The sequence below is a fragment of the Streptomyces sp. NPDC004647 genome (assembly GCF_040609575.1).
GTDB lineage: Bacteria > Actinomycetota > Actinomycetes > Streptomycetales > Streptomycetaceae > Streptomyces.
In genome coordinates this window covers 14,540-32,969 of record NZ_JBEXKU010000007.1, presented here as the reverse complement: position 1 = coordinate 32,969, position 18,430 = coordinate 14,540, and the positions used below count along the sequence as shown (strand labels likewise).

17 protein-coding genes and 1 tRNA gene are annotated in these 18,430 nt (G+C 69.5%); 7 read left to right on the top strand and 11 right to left on the bottom strand.

What is annotated here, in order from left to right:
• Positions 1-207 precede the first annotated feature (207 nt).
• The 3 genes from galT to galK are packed head-to-tail and all read left to right on the top strand — an operon-like array spanning position 208 to position 3,424.
• Complete coding sequence (gene galT / locus ABZW18_RS04765; protein WP_356182114.1) at positions 208-1,269, top strand: galactose-1-phosphate uridylyltransferase; 1,062 nt, start codon at positions 208-210, stop codon at positions 1,267-1,269.
• On the top strand, positions 1,266-2,279 hold the full coding sequence (galE, locus tag ABZW18_RS04760; protein ID WP_356182111.1) for a UDP-glucose 4-epimerase GalE: 1,014 nt from the start codon (positions 1,266-1,268) through the stop codon (positions 2,277-2,279). The genes galT and galE overlap by 4 nt, the downstream gene beginning before the upstream one ends.
• A complete protein-coding gene (gene galK, locus ABZW18_RS04755; protein ID WP_356182109.1) occupies positions 2,276-3,424 on the top strand; it encodes a galactokinase in 1,149 nt (382 codons plus the stop codon). The genes galE and galK overlap by 4 nt, the downstream gene beginning before the upstream one ends.
• 63 nt (positions 3,425-3,487) lie before the next feature.
• Here the strand turns inward: galK and ABZW18_RS04750 are convergent, their stop codons facing one another.
• Positions 3,488-3,937 carry a GNAT family N-acetyltransferase gene (locus ABZW18_RS04750; RefSeq protein ID WP_356182106.1) on the bottom strand — a complete coding sequence of 150 codons (450 nt, stop codon included), beginning with the start codon at positions 3,935-3,937 and terminating at the stop codon, positions 3,488-3,490.
• A gap of 241 nt (positions 3,938-4,178) precedes the next feature.
• On the opposite strand from ABZW18_RS04750, the gene ABZW18_RS04745 reads away from it, so the two are divergent.
• Positions 4,179-4,937, top strand: coding sequence for a response regulator transcription factor (locus ABZW18_RS04745; protein WP_356182103.1), 759 nt, complete (start codon positions 4,179-4,181; stop codon positions 4,935-4,937).
• Positions 4,938-5,037: 100 nt separating this feature from the next.
• Here the strand turns inward: ABZW18_RS04745 and ABZW18_RS04740 are convergent, their stop codons facing one another.
• Positions 5,038-5,535, bottom strand: coding sequence for a MarR family transcriptional regulator (locus ABZW18_RS04740; protein ID WP_356182101.1), 498 nt, complete (start codon positions 5,533-5,535; stop codon positions 5,038-5,040).
• 133 nt (positions 5,536-5,668) lie between these two features.
• Between ABZW18_RS04740 and ABZW18_RS04735 the strand changes: the two genes are divergently transcribed.
• Together ABZW18_RS04735 and ABZW18_RS04730 are read left to right on the top strand one after the other, a co-directional pair.
• Positions 5,669-6,484, top strand: coding sequence for a trans-aconitate 2-methyltransferase (locus tag ABZW18_RS04735; protein ID WP_356182098.1), 816 nt, complete (start codon positions 5,669-5,671; stop codon positions 6,482-6,484).
• Positions 6,484-6,843 carry a VOC family protein gene (locus ABZW18_RS04730; RefSeq protein WP_356182095.1) on the top strand — a complete coding sequence of 120 codons (360 nt, stop codon included), beginning with the start codon at positions 6,484-6,486 and terminating at the stop codon, positions 6,841-6,843. Before ABZW18_RS04735 ends, ABZW18_RS04730 begins: the two co-directional genes overlap by 1 nt.
• 237 nt (positions 6,844-7,080) lie before the next feature.
• On the opposite strand, the gene ABZW18_RS04725 is transcribed toward ABZW18_RS04730, so the two are convergent.
• Positions 7,081-7,767: a TetR/AcrR family transcriptional regulator gene (locus ABZW18_RS04725; protein WP_356182092.1), complete on the bottom strand. Its 687-nt coding sequence runs from the start codon at positions 7,765-7,767 to the stop codon at positions 7,081-7,083.
• Positions 7,764-8,759, bottom strand: coding sequence for an acyl-CoA desaturase (locus tag ABZW18_RS04720; protein ID WP_356182090.1), 996 nt, complete (start codon positions 8,757-8,759; stop codon positions 7,764-7,766). The genes ABZW18_RS04725 and ABZW18_RS04720 overlap by 4 nt, the downstream gene beginning before the upstream one ends.
• Before the next feature lie 192 nt (positions 8,760-8,951).
• Between ABZW18_RS04720 and ppc the strand changes: the two genes are divergently transcribed.
• Positions 8,952-11,684, top strand: a complete 2,733-nt coding sequence (ppc, locus tag ABZW18_RS04715; protein WP_356182087.1) for a phosphoenolpyruvate carboxylase — start codon at positions 8,952-8,954, stop codon at positions 11,682-11,684.
• Between the two features lie 105 nt (positions 11,685-11,789).
• Here ppc and ABZW18_RS04710 read toward each other — a convergent pair whose 3' ends face one another.
• The 7 genes from ABZW18_RS04710 to ABZW18_RS04680 form a co-directional block, all read right to left on the bottom strand.
• Positions 11,790-12,458 (bottom strand): PT domain-containing protein, encoded by a 669-nt coding sequence (locus tag ABZW18_RS04710; protein WP_356182084.1) that lies wholly within the window; start codon positions 12,456-12,458, stop codon positions 11,790-11,792.
• 272 nt (positions 12,459-12,730) lie between these two features.
• A complete protein-coding gene (locus ABZW18_RS04705; protein WP_356182081.1) occupies positions 12,731-13,240 on the bottom strand; it encodes a hypothetical protein in 510 nt (169 codons plus the stop codon).
• Between the two features lie 90 nt (positions 13,241-13,330).
• Complete coding sequence (pth, locus tag ABZW18_RS04700) at positions 13,331-13,921, bottom strand: aminoacyl-tRNA hydrolase (RefSeq protein ID WP_356182078.1); 591 nt, start codon at positions 13,919-13,921, stop codon at positions 13,331-13,333.
• Positions 13,922-14,285: 364 nt separating this feature from the next.
• Positions 14,286-14,885, bottom strand: a complete 600-nt coding sequence (locus ABZW18_RS04695; protein WP_356182075.1) for a 50S ribosomal protein L25/general stress protein Ctc — start codon at positions 14,883-14,885, stop codon at positions 14,286-14,288.
• A 250-nt stretch (positions 14,886-15,135) separates the two neighbouring features.
• Complete coding sequence (locus ABZW18_RS04690; protein ID WP_356182072.1) at positions 15,136-16,113, bottom strand: ribose-phosphate diphosphokinase; 978 nt, start codon at positions 16,111-16,113, stop codon at positions 15,136-15,138.
• Positions 16,114-16,206: 93 nt separating this feature from the next.
• The gene (glmU, locus tag ABZW18_RS04685; protein ID WP_356182069.1) at positions 16,207-17,697 is read right to left on the bottom strand and encodes a bifunctional UDP-N-acetylglucosamine diphosphorylase/glucosamine-1-phosphate N-acetyltransferase GlmU; all 1,491 of its coding nucleotides are present in this window, start codon (positions 17,695-17,697) and stop codon (positions 16,207-16,209) included.
• Positions 17,698-17,815: 118 nt separating this feature from the next.
• Positions 17,816-17,887: transfer RNA gene (locus ABZW18_RS04680), tRNA-Gln, on the bottom strand.
• Positions 17,888-18,430: the final 543 nt, after the last annotated feature.

The following is an 18,430-nucleotide window of genomic DNA, read 5'->3' as shown; positions in this document are numbered from 1 at the left end:
AGAAGGCGCGGCCTTGAGCGATCGGAACGAACGGAAACGTACGCTGCTGTGGTGAGAAATTGAACGGATCTGTTGGATTTCTTTGACTGATCGTGATGATGTCCTGCGCTCGGGGCGATGCGTAGGCGCACGCACTCTTGGCCCGACTGTTGAGTTGTGCTTCACTATGTTCGATTGCGTTTGGGTGGGAGTGGCGAGGAGTCCGGAGTGAAGAGGACGACGACCCGGCTCGCGGACGGCCGCGAGCTGATCTACTACGACGCCCGTGACGACGTGGTGCGCGACGCCTTCGACCAGCGGCCCCTCGACCGCGTCTCCACCGCCTCCGAGATCCGCCACGACCCGCTCCTCGGCGACGCCGTCGTCATCGCTTCCCACCGCCAGGCCCGCACCTACCACCCGCCGGCCGACGAGTGCCCGCTCTGCCCCTCCCGCAACGGCCGGCACACCGAGATCCCCGCCGCCGACTACGACGTCGCCGTCTTCGAGAACCGCTTTCCCTCCCTGGCGGGCGACTCCGGCCGGTCCGAGGTCGTCTGCTTCACCTCCGACCACGACGCCTCCTTCGCCGATCTCAGCCACTCGCAGGCCGGTCTGGTGCTCGACGCGTGGACCGATCGCACCTCCGAACTGTCCCGGCTGGCCTCCGTCGAGCAGGTCTTCTGCTTTGAGAACCGCGGAGAGGAGATCGGGGTCACCCTCGGCCACCCGCATGGCCAGATCTACGCCTATCCCTTCACCACGCCCCGTACGGAGCTGATGCTGCGATCCCTGGCCGGACACCGCGAGCGCACCGCGGGGCGGAACCTCTTCGACGACGTCCTGGCGGATGAACGCGCCGACGGCCGCCGCGTCGTGCTGGCGGGCGAGCACTGGACCGCCTTTGTCCCGTACGCCGCCCACTGGCCGTACGAGGTGCACCTCTACCCCAACGTGCGGGTGCCGGACCTGCTCGCGCTCGACGACGGCGCGCGCACAGAGTTTCCACAGATCTATCTGGAACTGTTGCAGCGCTTCGACCGGATCTTCGGGGCGGACGAACCTCCCACCCCGTACATTTCGGCCTGGCACCAGGCGCCGTTCGGCGGCTGGGACGAGCGTGGCGTCGAGCGGGGTGACTTCGCTCTCCACCTCGAGCTTTTCACCATTCGACGCACTTCCGGCAAGCTGAAGTTTCTCGCGGGTTCCGAATCCGGCATGAATGTGTTCATCAACGATGTGCCGCCGGAGACCGCGGCGACGCGACTGCGAGAGGTAGCGAGCAAGTGAGCAACGGGCAGCAGGGGCAGCAGGCCCAGCAGAAGAAGTACCTGGTCACCGGCGGCGCCGGATATGTCGGCAGCGTGGTCGCCGCGCATCTGCTGGAAGCCGGTCACCGGGTGACCGTGCTCGACGACCTGTCCACCGGCCATCGCGCGGCGGTTCCGGCGGACGCGGAGTTCATCGAGGGCCGCGTCCAGGACCTCTCCTCCGGGAGCGGAGCCGAGTGGTTCGACGCCTCCTACGACGGCGTGCTGCATTTCGCCGCCTTCTCCCAGGTGGGCGAGTCCGTCACCAACCCGGAGAAGTACTGGCGCAACAACGTCGGCGGCAGCACCGAGCTCATCGCCGCCATGCGCGACGCCGGCGTCCGCACCCTCGTCTTCTCCTCCACCGCCGCCACCTACGGCGAGCCGGTTCACACCCCCATCCGCGAGGACGCCGGCACCGCGCCGACCAACCCCTACGGCGCCTCCAAGCTCGCCGTCGACCACATGATCAGCGGCGAGTGCGCCGCCCACGGCCTGGCCGCCGTCTCGCTGCGCTACTTCAACGTCGCCGGGGCGTACGGGGCGTACGGCGAGCGGCACGACCCCGAGTCGCACCTCATCCCGCTCGTCCTCCAGGTCGCCCAGGGCAGGCGGGAGGCGATCTCCGTCTTCGGTGACGACTACCCGACCCCCGACGGCACCTGCATCCGCGACTACATCCATGTCGCCGACCTCGCCGAGGCCCACCTCCTCGCCCTCGATGCCGCCCGTCCCGGCGAGCATCTGATCTGCAACCTCGGCAACGGCAACGGCTTCTCCGTCCGCGAGGTCATCGAGACCGTCCGCAAGGTCACCGGCCATCCGATCCCCGAGATCACGGCGGCACGCCGGGGCGGCGACCCGGCCGTCCTCGTCGCCTCCGCGGAGCAGGCCCGTGACCGCCTGGGCTGGCGGCCGCGCCGCGCCGACCTCGCCGCCATCGTCGCCGACGCCTGGACCTTCGCCCAGAAGAGGGAGAACGAAGCGTGACCGACCGGCTCACCTCCACGTTCCGGGAGCTGTACGGCTCCGCGCCCGACGGCGTGTGGTCCGCACCGGGACGGGTGAACCTGATCGGCGAGTACACCGACTTCAACGACGGGTTCGTGCTCCCGCTCGCCCTTCCGCACACCGCGGTCGCCGCCGTCTCCCGGCGCCAGGACGGGCTGCTGCGACTGCACTCCTCGGATGTCGAGGGGCGCGTCGTCGAGCTCCGCGTGGACGGTCTGGAGCCGGGCGGGTCAGGAGGCTGGGCCGGGTACCCCGCCGGGGTGGTGTGGGCCCTGCGGGACGCCGGGCATCCGGTCACGGGCGCGGACATCCACCTGGAGTCCACCGTCCCGGTCGGCGCGGGGCTCTCCTCCTCGGCGGCTCTTGAGGTCGTCACCGCCCTCGCCCTGGGCGACCTTTTCGGACTCGGCCTGGACCGCCGGCAGTTGGCCCTGATGAGCCAGCGCGCGGAGAACGTCTTCGTCGGCGTCCCCTGCGGGATCATGGACCAGACCGCCGCGGCCTGCTGTACCGAGGGCCACGCGCTGCACCTCGACACCAGGGATCTCTCCCAGCGCCAGGTCCCCTTCGACCTCGCGGCCCAGGGGCTGCGGTTGCTCGTCGTCGACACCCGGGTCAAGCACGAGCTCGGCGACGGGGCGTACGCGAGGAGGCGCGCGGGCTGTGAGGAGGGGGCACGTGCGCTGGGCGTTCGCGCCTTGCGGGACGTTGCGTTGGCGCATCTGGACGATGCGCTGGCCGAGCTCGACGACCCGGTCGTACGCCGCTACGTACGCCACGTGGTGACCGAGAACGCGCGCGTGGAGGAGGTCGTCTCCCTCCTCGGCGCGGGGGAGACCCGGGCCACCGGCCCCGTCCTCACCGCCGGACACGCCTCGCTGCGCGACGACTTCGAGGTCTCGTGCGCGGAACTGGACCTGGTGGTGGAGTCGGCGAACGCGGCCGGCGCGCTCGGAGCGCGGATGACCGGCGGCGGCTTCGGTGGCTCGGCGGTCGTCCTGGTCGAGGAGGCGGTCGCGGACGCCGTGACCAAGGAGGTCATGGAGGCTTTCGCCGCGGCCGGGCACCGCGCCCCGCGCATCTTCCCGGCAGTGCCGTCCGCCGGCGCGCGGCGCTTGGCGTGACCTGACTCCGAGCGCCGGTGTGCGGAACGGGGTCTGGGCCGGGCCCGTGGCCCGAAGGGTGAACTACCCGCCGGTCAGCGGCTTGACCAGCAGATAGTCGGTTGCGCCCGGCGGATATTCCTCCACCGTGCCCACGATCGTGTACCCCAACTTCTGGTAGAAGCCGGGCGCTTGGAAATCCCAGGTCTCCACGCGCGCGTGCACGCAGTGCCGTTCGTCGCGGGCGATCTTCTCCGCACGCGACATCAGGGCACTGCCGAGCCCCGAGCCGCGCTGCCGCTCGTCGATCCACAGCAGGTCGACATGGAGCCAGTGGGCCCAGGTGTAGCCGATGAGTCCGCCGACGACCTCACCGGAGTCGTCCAACGCGAAGACATGCAGGGGGACTTCTTCATCGGCGGGGGTACCGCGCAGCGCACGCATGACGGGAGAGCGCGCCGCGTTGGAGCCGTGCAGCCGCTCGGAGATCAAAGCACGGCGTTCTTTGTCGACTTCTGCCTCAAGACGAAACATAGGGATCACCCTACGCAGCCAGGGCAAACACTTTTCCCAATCCGCTTCCGTCGTCCGAGCGCAGCCGTACGCTGATGCACAGCACCGGTGGGGGCCGGTGCTGATCAGGGGGCGAGACAGTCGGGTACGGCGCCCGGGGTGGGGTGGCAGTCAGGGCACGGCGGCGGCCGTGCGGCTGCGTGTTCCTCCGCCTCGTTCGCCGTACCCCACTCTGCAGGTTCCCCGGGACAGGGGGTCGCTGATGACACGTATTCGGGTCCTGGTGGTGGACGATCACCGGATCTTCGCCGAGTCGCTCGCCGCGGCCCTCGCCGCCGAGACGGATGTGGACGTGGCGGCCGCCGGAAGCGGGCCCGCCGCACTGCGCTGCATGGAGCGCGCGGCCTCCGAAGGGCGCCGTTTCGACGTCCTGCTGGTCGACGCGGACCTGGGTGCGAACGACCCCCGGAGGGCCGCGGCGATCGGTTCCACGGAGGCGGCGCCGGACGGCTCGGTCGACGGGTTGTCCCTGGTGGCCGGCGTCCGTTCGGGCCAGCCGGAGGTGCGCACCGTAGTACTCGCCGAGTGCGACGACTCCGGCCGCGCCGCCGCGGCCCTGCAGGCAGGAGCCTCCGGCTGGGTTGCCAAGGACTGCTCCCTCTCCCGGCTGCTCGCGGTCATCCGCGGGGTGCTGCGCGATGAGACGCACCTCCCTCCCGCCCTGCTCACGGGTGTGCTGCGGGAGCTGACCGCGGCCCGTAAGCACCGCACCGAGAGTGAGCGCCTGGTGGAGTCGCTGACCCCGCGGGAGCGCGAGGTGCTGCGCTGCATGGTGGCAGGCCTCGGGCGGAAGGCCGTCGCGGAGCGGCTCTTCCTCTCCCCGCATACGGTCCGCACACATATGCAGAACGTGCTGGGGAAGCTCGACGTCCACTCGACCCTGGCCGCGGTGGCCCTGGCACGCAGAGCGGGTGTGGGGCCGGTGGACCTGGACCTTCCTGCGGTGGGCAGTGTGGGATGAGGAACGGCCGCCGGGCCGACGGCTGTTGAGACATCCGGAGCCGCCCGCCCGGCATTCCGTACGGGCTCGTGCGACGGAGCCGCGTTCCCGCCCGGCGTTGTCAGCCGGGGACGTTGTCGAAGGGAGCGGTCAACTGGCGTAGGAGATCGGCGAGTTCACCGCGCTGCCGGTGGGACAGCTCGGCGAGGATCGCCCGCTCCTGGGCGAGCAGCCTGGCGAGCGCCTGGTCGGCGCGTTCCTGTCCCTCGCCGGTGAGCCGTACCAGCACACCGCGCCGGTCGCTGGGGTCGGGCAGTCGCTCGACCAGGCCCTTCTTCGCGAGCCGGTCGATGCGATTGGTCATCGTCCCGGAGGTGACCAGGGTCTGGGTCAGCAGCTGACCCGGTGACAGCTGATACGGGGCTCCCGCCCGGCGCAGCGAGGTCAGTACGTCGAACTCCCATGGCTCCAGGCCGTGCTCGGAGAAGGCGAGCCGCCTGGCGCGGTCGAGATGCCGCGCGAGCCGGCTGACCCGGCTCAGGACCTCGAGTGGTTCCACGTCGAGGTCGGGGCGCTCCCGGCGCCATGCTGCGACCAGCCGATCGACCTCGTCCTCCATGGCGATCAGTGTAGTAGATCTGTCGACATGAAGTCTCTTGACGTCAAGAGATATTCTGGTCAACGTATGGGCATCGTCGGCGCTAGGAGCGATTCCGCTTCTGTTCGTCCGTACCTTCAAGGGGGCCTCACAGATGCCAGCACCCACCTGGGATCCACAACAGTATCTTCGCCACTCGAGCCACCGGACCCGCCCCTTCCTCGACCTCCTCGCCCGGATCCCCACGCTGCCGACCGGCGGCCGTCCGGCCCGGATCGCCGACCTCGGCTGCGGCCCGGGCAACGTCACCGCGCTTCTCGCCGACCGCTGGCCCCAGGCCCGCGTCACCGGCTTCGACAACTCGCCCGAGATGCTCGCCAGGGCCGCCGAGTACGCGGGCTCGACCCCGGGCGGCGGCAGCCTGGACTTCCGGATAGCCGACGCGGCCCGTTGGATACCCGACGAGCCGTACGACCTGATCGTCTCCAACGCCGCACTCCAGTGGGTGCGGGGTCACGCCGCGTCCTTCGCGGCCTGGACCGACGCCTTGGCCCCCGGCGGGATCCTCGCCTTCCAGGTCCCCGGGAATTTCGTCTCACCCAGCCACGCGCTGCTGGGCGAGCTGTGCGACGCCCAGCAGTGGCGGGAGCGGCTCGGCAGCCACGGCCGGAGCTTCGTCCACGTCCTCGAACCGTGGGAGTACCTGACCCGGCTGGTGGACCTCGGCTGCGAGGCCGACGCCTGGGAGACCACCTACATACAGCTTCTCCAGGGGGAGGACCCGGTCCTCGACTGGGTGAAGGGCACGGCGCTGCGGCCCGTACTCACTGCGCTCGCGGACGACGAGCCGGCCCGCGAGGAGTTCCTCGCCCAGTACCGCGACCTGCTCCGCAAGGCCTACCCGCCGGGCCCGCACGGTACGGTCTTCCCCTTCCGGCGGATCTTCGCCGTGGCCCGGAGGATCTCCTGATGCTCAGCGCCATCGATCACGTACAGCTGGCCGCTCCGCCAGGCAGTGAAGCCGCGCTCCGCGCCTACTACTGCGGAGTCCTCGGTATGACGGAGGTCACGAAACCGCCGGTGCTCGCCGCCCGCGGCGGTTGTTGGTTCACCTCCGGCGCGGTGCGGCTGCACTTAGGGACGGAAGCGGCCTTCCGGCCCGCGCGGAAGGCCCATCCCGGCCTGCGGGTCGTGGACATCGAAGCTTTCGGAGCCCGCCTCGCCGCAGCGGGCGCGCCCGTCGTCTGGGACGACGACCTCCCCGGCCACCGCCGCTTCTTCTCCGAGGACCCGGTCGGCAACCGTCTGGAGTTCCTGGAGCCGCTGTAGCCGGTCAGGCCGGCAGGAGGGGGCGGGGCGCCCGGGCACACCGCGAAGCGCCCCGCTCCTGCCGGTACCCCACGGCTCGACCGGTGTCCGGCCCGTTCGGCGGGTGTTCGCTCAGTTCCGCCATCCCGGACGCGTGTGCAGCGGCGGCCACGCTCAGTCCGTACGCTCAGTTCCGTACGCTCAGCTCCGCACGCCCGGTCCGCTCGGCCGGTCTCCGCGCGCTCGGCCGGGGCCCGCTCAGTTCCGCCGGTGCCCGATCAGCCTCGGCTTCGGCTCCAGCCCGTCCAGCCCGTGCCAGGCCAGATTCACCAGATGCGCCGCCACCTCGGCCTTCTTCGGCTTGCGCACATCCAGCCACCACTGCCCCGTCAGTGCCACCATCCCCACCAGTGCCTGCGCATACAGCGGCGCCAGCTTGGGATCAAAGCCCCGGGCCTTGAACTCCAGGCCCAGGATGTCCTCCACCTGGGTGGCGATATCGCTGATCAGCGAGGCGAAGGTGCCCGTGGACTGGGCCACCGGAGAATCCCGCACCAGGATGCGGAACCCGTCCGTATACCTCTCGATGTAGTCCAGCAGGGCGAAGGCGGCCTGCTCGAGCAGCTCCCGTGGGTGCCCGGCTGTCAACGCCCCGGTCACCATGTCGAGGAGCTGCCGCATCTCCCGGTCCACCACGACCGCGTACAGCCCCTCCTTGCCGCCGAAGTGCTCGTACACCACCGGCTTCGAGACCCCGGCCTTCGCCGCGATCTCCTCCACCGACGTGCCCTCGAAACCCTTCTCGGCAAAGAGCGCGCGGCCGATGTCCAGCAGCTGCTCCCGGCGCTCCTTGCCGGTCATCCGCACCCGGCGCGCCCGTCGGCCCGCTGAAGCGGAAGTCCGGCTCTTTTCACTGCTGCTGTCAATCGCCACGCCGTCAATCATGCAGCCTTCGCGTCCCCGGCTTCATCTGAGATATCGCCTTTACGCCGGGCATCGATCCGCTCCGCGCTCGGCCAGCGCACGTCGTACGCCCAGCCCAACTGCTCGCACCAGCGGATGATGCGGGCGCTCGAGTCGATCTGTCCCCTCATCACGCCGTGGCGCGCCGACGTCGGGTCGGCATGGTGCAGGTTGTGCCAGGACTCACCGCACGACAGCGCCGCCAGCCACCAGACATTTCCGGACTTGTCGCGTGACTTGAACGGGCGCTTGCCGACCGCGTGGCAGATGGAGTTGATCGACCAGGTGACGTGGTGCAGCAGCGCGACCCGCACCAGCGAGCCCCAGAAGAACGCCGTCACAGCACCCTGCCAGGACCAGGTCACCAGACCGCCGACCAGTGGCGGGATGGCCAGTGACACCGTTGTCCACCAGACGAACTGCCGCGAGATCCGGCGGATCGTCGGGTCCTTGATCAGGTCGGGCGCGTACTTGTGCTGCGACGTCTGCTCCTCGTCGAACATCCAGGCGATGTGCGCCCACCACAGGCCCTTCATCAGGGCGGGGAGCGTCTCACCGAACCGCCACGGCGAGTGCGGGTCGCCCTCGTCGTCCGAGAACTTGTGGTGCTTGCGGTGGTCGGCGACCCAGCGCACCAGCGGACCCTCGACGGCCATCGAGCCGGCGACCGCCAGCGCGATCCGCAGGGGCCGCTTCGCCTTGAAGGACCCGTGCGTGAAGTAGCGGTGGAAGCCGATGGTGATGCCGTGGCAGCCCAGGTAGTACATGAACACCATCAGTCCCAGGTCCAGCCAGCTCACCCCCCACCCCCACGCCAGCGGTACCGCTGCGACCAGGGCAAGGAATGGCACGGTGATGAACAGCAGCAGAGCGATCTGTTCGATCGATCTCTTGCTGTCACCGCCCAGGGTGGCGACGGATTGGGTGTCGGCCCCGTTCGGGGCGTCCTCGATCACATCGGGGCTTGTGGTCATGTGGAGTTCCCTCATTGAACTGGGCATGGCTACGGGACCGTAACCTACGGCATCGTAAGTATGGCAGGGCTGGATGAACGGGCAAATGGGCTGAGGACAACGGCGCGGCAACAGACATCTATCCTGGTGAACGTCGGACAGCGCGGTCCGCACCCCGCCCAATGTGCTCATCCACTGCAAGGAGCCGCACCTGTGAGCAGTGCCGACATCACCCCCGAGACCAGCGACAACGCCGCGCTGCGTGCCGACATCCGCCGCCTCGGCGAGCTGCTGGGCGAGACCCTGGTACGCCAGGAAGGCCCCGATCTTCTCGATCTTGTCGAACGTGTCCGCGCGCTCACCCGGACGGATGGCGAAGCCGCCGCCGCCCTCCTCGGTGAGACCGACCTGGAGACCGCCGCCCAGCTCGTCAGGGCGTTTTCCACCTATTTCCACCTGGCGAACGTCACCGAACAGGTCCACCGCGGCAAGGAGCTGCGCGCGCGCCGCGCCGCCGAGGGCGGTCTGCTGGCCCGTACGGCCGACCGGCTGAAGGACGCCGACCCCGAGCATCTGCGGGACACCGTCCGGCACCTCAACGTACGGCCCGTCTTCACCGCGCACCCCACCGAAGCTGCCCGGCGCAGCGTCCTCACCAAGCTCCGCCGCATCGCCGCCCTCCTGGAGACCGACGACTCCGGCGACACCCGCCGCACCGACCTCCGGCTCGCCGAGAACATCGACCTCGTCTGGCAGACCGACGAGCTCCGCGTCGCCCGCCCCGAGCCCGCCGACGAGGCCCGCAACGCCATCTACTACCTCGACGAGCTCCACCAGGGCGCCGTCGGCGACGTCCTCGAGGACCTCAGCGCCGAGCTCGAACGCGTAGGTGTGGAATTCCCCACGGGCACCCGCCCCCTCACCTTCGGCACCTGGATCGGCGGAGACCGCGACGGCAACCCCAACGTGACCCCCGAGGTCACCTGGGAGGTGCTGATCCTCCAGCACGAGCACGGCATCACCGACGCCCTCGAACTCATCGACTTCCTGCGCGGCCTGCTCTCCCACTCCATCCGCTACACCGGCGCCACCGAGGAACTCCTCTCCTCCCTCCAGACCGACCTGGAGCGGCTGCCCGAGATCAGCCCCCGCTACAAGCGCCTCAACGCCGAAGAGCCCTACCGTCTCAAGGCCACCTGCATCCGCCAGAAGCTGGTCAACACCCGCGAGCGGCTGGCCAGGGGCACCGCCCACGAGCCGGGCCGCGACTACCTCGGCACCGGCGAGCTGCTGCACGACCTCACGCTCGTCCAGGAGTCGCTGCGCGCCCACCGGGGCGGCCTCTTCGCCGACGGCCGCATGGACCGTACGATCCGCACCCTCGCCGCCTTCGGCCTCCAGCTGGCCACCATGGACGTACGCGAGCACGCCGACGTCCACCACCACGCCCTCGGCCAGCTCTTCGACCGGCTCGGCGAGGAGTCCTGGCGGTACGCCGACATGCCGCGCGACTACCGCGGCAGGCTCCTGGCCAAGGAGCTGCGCTCCCGCCGCCCGCTCGCCCCCAGCCCGGCACCGCTCGACGCCGCCGGCCAGAAGACCCTCGGCGTCTTCCAGACCATCGGCGAGGCCCTGCGCCGCTTCGGCCCCGAGGTCATCGAGTCCTACATCATCTCCATGTGCCAGGGCGCCGACGACGTCTTCGCCGCCGCCGTCCTCGCCCGCGAGGCCGGGCTCATCGACCTGCACAGCGGCTGGGCGAAGATCGGCATCGTCCCGCTGCTGGAGACCACGGACGAGCTCAAGCAGGCGGACCGCATCCTCGACGACATGCTCGCCGACCCCTCCTACCGGCGCCTGGTCGCCCTGCGCGGCGACGTCCAGGAGGTCATGCTCGGCTACTCCGACTCCTCCAAGTTCGGCGGCATCACCACTTCGCAGTGGGAGATCCACCGCGCCCAGCGGCGACTGCGCGACGTCGCACACCGCTACGGCGTACGGCTGCGGCTCTTCCACGGCCGAGGCGGCACGGTCGGCCGCGGCGGCGGCCCCTCCCACGACGCGATCCTCGCCCAGCCCTGGGGCACCCTCGAGGGCGAGATCAAGGTGACCGAGCAGGGCGAGGTCATTTCCGACAAGTACCTCGTCCCCTCCCTCGCCCGCGAAAACCTGGAGCTGACGGTCGCCGCCACCCTCCAGGCCTCGGCCCTGCACACCGCACCGCGCCAGTCCGACGAGGCCCTGGCCCGCTGGGACGCGACCATGGACACCGTCTCCGACGCGGCCCACGGCGCCTACCGCCGCCTCGTCGAGGACCCGGACCTGCCCGCGTACTTCTTCGCCTCGACCCCCGTCGACCAGCTCGCCGAGCTGCACCTGGGCTCCCGCCCCTCCCGGCGGCCGGACTCCGGTGCCGGGCTCGACGGGCTGCGAGCCATCCCGTGGGTGTTCGGCTGGACCCAGTCCCGGCAGATCGTGCCCGGCTGGTTCGGCGTCGGCTCCGGGCTGAAGGCAGCACGCGAAGCCGGACTCGAGGTCGTCATCGGCGAAATGCACGGCCAGTGGCACTTCTTCCGCAACTTCCTGTCCAACGTCGAGATGACGCTGGCCAAGACCGATCTGCGGATCGCCCGCCACTACGTCGACACCCTGGTCCCGGACGACCTCAAGCACGTCTTCGACACCATCCGGGCCGAACACGAGCTCACCGTCCAGGAAGTCCTCCGCATCACCGGGGAGAGCGAACTCCTCGGCTCCAGCCCCGTGCTCCGGCAGACCTTGCGGGTCCGGGACGCCTACCTCGACCCGATCTCCTACCTCCAGGTCGCCCTGCTGGACCGGCAGCGCAGCGCCGCAGAACGCGGCGAGGAGCCCGACCCGCTGCTCGCACGCGCCCTGCTGCTCACCGTCAATGGCGTGGCGGCGGGCCTGCGCAACACGGGTTGACACCCGGTGCCGCTGCGCGCAGCGGCAGTACGCACGACGGCGGCGCCGTACCCGAACGAGGTGGGTACGGCGCCGCCGTCTTACGTGGCTGTGCGCGGTTGCGCGCTAGCCCTGACCGCGTGACCTGCGACGCATCACCATGACGCCGCCCGCGCCGAGCAGCAGCGCTGCCGCGACGGAGACGCCGCCCACCGAAGCGCCGGTCTCGGCGAGGTCGCCGCCACCACTGTCACCGCCGTTCGGAGACGGTGCCGGGGCCGCGGAGGAGGCGGGTCCGGAGGCGGTGGGCTCGGCCGTCGGCTGCTGGGACGGTTTGCTGCTGGGCTTCGCAGACGGCTTCCCGCCGGGCTTCTCGCCCGGCTTCCCGTCATCCTCGCAAGCGCTCCAGAAGACCTTGTGCTTCGCTCGGCCGTGCTCGCCGTCGAAGTTCCAGATCAGCTTGTAGTGGCCGTCCGGCAACGACAGGTCATCGCTGCGGCCGTGCCCCTCCGCGTCGAGCGTCAGGGCACCGCTTTCGGCGACGACGCCCTTGGTGCCGGTCGGCGGCATCCCGACGATCTTCCAGTCGACCTGCTGGCCACCGTCGAAGCCGAACGCGTCGAGGTAAAAGGTGCAGACGTGCGGTTCATTCCGGCGGAGTTCCTCGCCGGTCCCTGCGTCGTGGATCTTCACGGTCCCGTTGTCACCGGGAGGGGTCGCATATGCGGCAGGGCCGAGCAGCAGCGAAGCCGCAGCGGCTGCAGTCACCGCGCATGCCGAGGAGAGGGTGCGCATGGCATACCAACTTCTTGAGGCAGAAGGAGGTGGGGGGTGGCGGCTCAGCTTCCAGGTGGCCGTGGGAGCGGTCAAGTCACCGGGCGACCCATCTGCACCTTTGAACCCCGGATGCTCCATTGATCACGCATAACAATTCGGCCCCGGTGGCCTGTTCGAGCGCCGAGAGCCGGTCCGAGCATCATGCCGGGGCGCCGTAGAAGCACGCCCGTACGAGCACGCCGTACCAGGACCTCGCGTCAGAACCTCGCGCCTCGGGTCAGAACCTCGCGTCAGAGCGTCGCGAACGACGCGCCCAGCAGAGCCGCGCCCAGCAGGCCCAGCCCCCAAGCCGTACGCCGCATCCGCAGCCCTCCGGCCACCACGAGCGCCGCCAGGAACAGCGCACCCCCGAGCGGCAGCCAGGCGTGCAGAACCCCGGCCCACCCGGTACGTATGACCTGATCCGTCCCCGGCTTCACCGCCACCAGCAGCCGCTCGCCCTGCTTGTGGGTGACGGCCTTCTCGATTTTCACCTTCGGACGCTCGGGCGCCGCCGCGTCGGCCGGAACGAACGGCCCCGTGCACATCTCCTCGCCGCATTTGGCGACGGTGACCGTGCCCCGCTCACGGCCCTTGCTCAGCATCGCGTGCTGCGCGGTGCCCCACGACGTCCACACGCCCGCGACCAACAGCAGCAGCGCAACCCCAGCCATCACCGTGTTCTTGCCGACCAGCAGCAACCCGTAGGCGCTCTCGCCCGCACGTCGTACGCCGCTGCGTCTGGTAGTGCTCTTGGCCATGGCGGCGATCCTTGGGCATCCGGAAGCTCCGGGTCAACCTTCTGTCATCGCCTTGGGAGGAGCTGTCCACCCCTGCCCCATTGAGCCCGGCTAGCAGTTGTACGTCCCCTGTGCCCGCTCCAGCCCGTCCGCCATCAGCGTCTCCACCGCGTCCGCCGCACGGTCCACGAAGTAGTCCAACTCCTTGCGCTCCGTGGACGAGAAGTCCTTCAGCACGAAGGCCGCCACATCCATCCGCCCCGGCGGCCGGCCGATCCCGAACCGGACGCGCAAGTAGTCCGGCCCCATGGACTTCCTGATCGACTTCAGACCGTTGTGCCCGTTGTCGCCGCCGCCCTTCTTCAGGCGCAACGCACCGTAGTCGATATCCAGTTCGTCATGGATCACCGCGATGTTCTCGAGCGGCACCTTGTAGAAATCCCGCAGCGCGGCCACCGGCCCACCCGACAGGTTCATGTACGACATCGGTTTGGCGATCACCACCCGCCGGCTCGACGGACCAGGAGTGCCGAGACGCCCCTCGACCACCTGGGCACGGGACTTGTGCGCCTTGAACCGGCCGCCGACGCGCTGCGCGAGCAGATCGGCCACCATGAATCCCACGTTGTGGCGGTTGGCCGCGTAGTCGGGCCCGGGATTGCCCAACCCCACGATGAGCCAGGGGCCCGCTTCGTCCGTCATGTACGTCTCCTCGGCAGGACAACCGCCGCCCCGCGCCTACAGCGCGGAACGGCGGCTGGGAAACAGTTTCTTCGGGAGCAGGCCCCTTGAGGGGCCGACGCCCACGCGCCGTGACCCCGCCTGGACGCTGTGACGCCTGGACACCTGGATGCCGACGCGCCGACCGGCACAGTGTCTCGTCCCGTACGGCCGCAGCCACGACAGCACCGGGCGGTTACCCGGCTGCCCTGCGAGCCCGACCGGGCCGGATGCCGCTCGCCGTCCTGGCCCGGTCCTGCCGTCACGACGCTCGACCCGGCCGAGTGCCGCACACCGTCCGGCGTGCGGCAGGCACCCGGGCCGCCGGCGTGATCCGCGGAGCGGATCAGGCCTCGGCGCCCTCGGCGCCCTCTTCCCCGGCCTCTGCCTCGGCGGTGGGCTCCTCGGCCTGCGCGGCCAGAACCTGCAGCACGGTGGCGTCCCCCTCGACGGCCAGCGTGGTGCCCTTCGGCAGGGTGATGTCCTGCGCCAGGACGGAGGCACCGGCCTCCAGGCCCTCGATGGAGATGGTGACCGACTCCGGAATGTGCGTGGCCTCGGCCTCGACCGGCAGAGCGTTGAGCACGTGCTCGAGCAGGTTGCCGCCCGGGGCCAGCTCGCCCTCGGTGTGGATCGGAATCTCGACGACGACCTTCTCGCCGCTCTTCACGACGAGCAGGTCGACGTGCTTCAGGAAGCCCTTGATCGGGTCGCGCTGCACAGCCTTGGGAATGACGAGCTCCTTGCGGCCCTCGATGTCGAGGCCGATGAGCACGTTCGAGGTCTTGAGCGCCAGCATCAGGTCGTGACCCGGCAGCGCAACGTGGACGGGCTCGCCGCCGTGACCGTAAACAACGCCGGGAACCTTGGTCTCGCGGCGGGTGCGGCGGGCAGCGCCCTTGCCGAACTCGGTACGGATCTCAGCGGAGATCTTGACCTCAGCCATGATGCACTCCTCGTATCTGGTGGTACCCCGGGCCCGAAGGACCCCGGGGGATGATCGGTGACCGTTACCCGGCCCACGACAGACCTGCTACGAAGAGCGCGTCGATAACGGACCGCCGCACCGATCAGTGCGGCCTCCCTCGCCGAGCAACCCGATGAGTCTACCCGGCGGGGAGGCTGCCCCGGAAATCGATCGAAACGGCGCCGGTTATCCCTGCGCCCCGGCGGCGGTCACGCCTGCGCCCCGGCGGTCATGCTTGTTCGTCGAAGAGGCTCGTCACCGAGCCGTCCTCGAACACCTCACGCACCGCACGCGCGATCGTCGGCGCCATCGACAGCACCGTGATCTTGTCCAGCTCCAGCTCACCCGGCGTCGGCAGAGTGTTCGTAAAGATGAACTCGCTCACCTGGGAGTTCTTCAGCCGGTCGGCAGCCGGACCCGACAGCACGCCGTGCGTCGCCGTCACGATCACATCCTCCGCACCATTGGCGAACAGCGCGTCCGCCGCGGCGCAGATCGTGCCACCCGTGTCGATCATGTCGTCGACCAGGACACACACCCGGCCCTTCACATCACCGACGACCTCGTGCACCGTCACCTGATTGGCGACGTCCTTGTCGCGGCGTTTGTGCACGATCGCCAGCGGGGCACCCAGCCGGTCGCACCAGCGGTCCGCCACCCGTACGCGCCCGGCGTCCGGCGAGACGACCGTCAGCTTCTCGCGGTCCACCTTCGCGCCCACGTAGTCCGCCAGCACCGGCAGCGCGAACAGATGGTCCACCGGACCGTCGAAGAAGCCCTGGATCTGGTCGGTGTGGAGGTCGACTGTCAGGATGCGGTCGGCGCCCGAGGACTTCAGCAGGTCCGCTATCAGCCGCGCCGAGATCGGCTCGCGGCCGCGGTGCTTCTTGTCCTGACGGGCATAGCCATAGAACGGAACGATCACCGTGATGCTGCGGGCCGAAGCCCGCTTCAGAGCATCGATCATGATCAGCTGTTCCATGATCCACTTATTGATGGGAGCCGTGTGGCTCTGCATCAGGAAACAGTCCGCACCCCGCGCGGACTCCTGGAAGCGGACGTAGATCTCACCGTTGGCGAAGTCGAATACCTTGGTCGGGACCAGGCCGACGCCAAGCTGATAGGCGACCTCCTCCGCCAGCTCGGGGTGGGCGCGGCCGGAGAAGAGCATGAGCTTCTTCTCGCCGGTCGTCTTGATCCCGGTCACAACACAGTCTCCTTGCCAGCTGAATCTTCGAGGGTCTTTGTGCGTGCTTGCGTGCTTCTCACGGTACGCCCCGCACGGTGTACCGGTGCTCCGTCAGTGCCCGCCCCCGGCCTCCCCCTCCTCGCCGGGCTTCGGCGAGGAGGAGCCGGGACGAGCCGCGGCAGCGGCCTGCGCGGCAGCGCTTCCCGGGCGCTTACGAGCCACCCAGCCCTCGATGTTCCGCTGCTGGCCGCGCGCGACCGCCAGCGAACCCGGGGGCACATCCTTGGTGATGACCGAACCGGCGGCGGTGTACGCCCCGTCCCCGATCGTGACCGGGGCCACAAACATGTTGTCCGAACCGGTCCGGCAGTGAGAGCCGATCGTCGTGTGGTGCTTGCTCACGCCGTCGTAGTTCACGAACACGCTCGCGGCACCGATATTGCTGTACTCACCGATCGTCGCATCGCCCACATAGGACAGGTGCGGCACCTTCGTGCCATCCCCGATCTTGGCGTTCTTCATCTCCACATACGTCCCGGCCTTCGCCTTCGTGCCGAGCCTCGTACCCGGGCGCAGATACGCGTACGGACCGACGCTCGCCTCCGCGCCGATCTCCGCACCGTCCGCGACCGTATTGACCACCCGCGCACCCGCGCCGACGACCGTGTCGGTGAGCGTGCAACCCGGCCCCACCTCGGAGTTCGCCGCCAGGTGCGTGGAGCCGTGCAGCTGCGTACCCGGATGGACGACAGCGTCCGGCTCGAACGTCACCGCCACATCCACCCACGTCGACGCCGGGTCCATCACCGTCACGCCGCTCAGCATCGCCTCGCGCAGCAGCCGCTCATTGAGCAGCCCGCGCGCATCGGCCAGCTGGACACGGTTGTTGATCCCGAGAATCTCCCGGTGATCGGCCGCCACCGCGGCCCCCACCCGGTGCCCCGCCTCACGCAGAATGCCAAGAACATCGGTGAGGTACTCCTCACCCTGGCTGTTGTCCGTCCGCACCTTGCCCAGAGCGTCCGTGAGCAGCCGCCCGTCGAACGCGAACACCCCGGAATTGATCTCGGTGATCGCCCGCTGCGCCTCGGTGGCGTCCTTGTGCTCCACGATCGCGGTGACAGCACCGTCGGCCGGGTCGCGCACGATCCGGCCGTAGCCGGTGGAGTCGGGGACCTCGGCGGTGAGAACGGTGACCGCGTTGCTGTCGGAGGTGTGGGCGTCGGCCAGCCGCTGGAGGGTTCCGCCGGTGAGGAGGGGGGTGTCGCCGCAGACGACGACCACGGTGCCCTCGAGAGCCGCACCACTCCGGGCGAGCTCCTCGAGCCCCATCCGGACGGCGTGACCTGTGCCGTTCTGCTCGTGCTGTACGGCGGTGCGGGTGCCGGGGTCGATCTCGGCGAGATGCTCGGTGACCTGCTCACGGGCGTGGCCGACGACCACGACGAGATGCTCGGGCTCCAGCTCGCGGGCGGCGGCGACGACGTGGCCGACGAGGGAACGACCGCAGAGAGAGTGCAGGACCTTGGGGGTCGCCGACTTCATGCGGGTGCCCTCACCCGCTGCGAGGACGACGACGGCTGCCGGGCGGTTGGCGCTCACGGGGGGCCCTTCGGCTTCGGGTGGTGGACACCCGCAGGATACCGGGGCGTTTCAGACCTGAAACGCGGCGGGTCCTGACCATGTGGTCAGGACCCGGATCAATCATTCGAAGGCTGAGCTCCGCCGGCTGGATTCGAACCAGCATTTCAAGGCTCCAAAGGCCTGCGGGTTGCCGTTACCCCACGGCGGATCACCGCCTCAGACCTTACCGGAGACGAGACCCGCGGATGTCGGCCGGGATCCGGATCATCGCGGGGTCGCTGTTGATGAACTGGACGTTGTCGCTCGGTCGGTACGGCGTGCTCTTCGCCCCCTCCGCCCAGTAGAGCCCGACGCCGACCAGGAACGCTCCCGGTCCGTCATGTCGGCCGCCGACTTCGTCTGCCGGCGCTCGGTGTCGCGCTCACGTCGGTGCGGAGCCCAGCGGGCCTCCCGCATGCGGTGCAAGCGTCCCGGTGGACTCGGTGGCTTCGGCAGATCCCTCACCCACAGCGACACCGAGCTCTTCGACACCCCCAGCTCCGCCACGATCCCGTCGTACGTCCTGGCGCTGTGCCGCGGCTCGCGGGCGCGCTCCTTCCGCTCTGTCTTGGCTTGAACCATGTACGGCAGCCTCGTCGTCCGCGTGCGAATGTGTCGAAAGCCTGGACGATTCAGTAGTTCGGGTGGAAGTTGTGGATATCGAGCACGTTCGAATTTGTCGTATGTCGGAGCAGGGGCCGGAAAATAGGTG